1 protein-coding gene and 1 pseudogene are annotated in these 634 nt (G+C 52.6%); both read left to right on the top strand.

Translation table 11 applies throughout. From position 1 onward, the window contains the following. Positions 1 to 94: pseudogene (locus tag AC1DYF_RS40360) on the top strand (IS5/IS1182 family transposase); the annotation flags it as partial. 100 nt (positions 95 to 194) lie between these two features. Then, the gene (locus tag AC1DYF_RS40355) at positions 195 to 560 is read left to right on the top strand and encodes a DUF805 domain-containing protein (protein ID WP_477884553.1); all 366 of its coding nucleotides are present in this window, start codon (positions 195 to 197) and stop codon (positions 558 to 560) included. Positions 561 to 634 lie beyond the last annotated feature (74 nt).

The following is a 634-nucleotide window of genomic DNA, read 5'->3' as shown; positions in this document are numbered from 1 at the left end:
GGAAAAATCCATCGAAAGCTCAACCGCATGGGCGCAAATCGCTTCAATCCGAATGCTCACAAGGCGCATCGCAAGGTATTGGATCTACGAATGAACTTTTGAATCGGGCTCTAATCATCGCTGCTGCCGTATCGGCGAAGAGTGCTGCAACAATTGACTCGCCGGACGGAAAGATTCAGCCGCTTATTGCCATCGTGGTCCTGATCCATTTCTTCCCGTCATGGGCTGTTCTAGTTCGCCGCATGCACGACACGAACCATTCAGGCTTCTGGATCATTGTGCCCATTGTACCGATCGTCTTCGCATTGTCGAAAGGAACGGTCGGACCCAATCGGTTCGGTGATCCGGTTGATGGATCAGTCGTTGCGCCTGTAGCTGCCAACTCTGCCGGTGGGTCCAACAAGATTGAACAGCTTGAAAAGCTGGTGCAATTGAAAACGTCCGGTGCGATATCTGAAGACGAATTCCAACGCATGAAAAGTGGRCTAGTACCTCTGCACAGAGGATTTGACGGTTTGGTTTGGCTGCAATGTTGGCAGGCAGTTGTGGTGGATGAGTAGTTCGACACTGCGTGCGATGCGTGGCTGCCTGCGGATCAGGCCGTTGCTTTCGAGCGTGAGCAGCATCTGGTGGA

This window comes from Rhizobium sp. P2_G9, assembly GCF_056403475.1.
The sequence above is the reverse complement of the archived record's forward strand: the minus strand, read 5'-3'. Positions and strand labels throughout refer to the sequence as shown.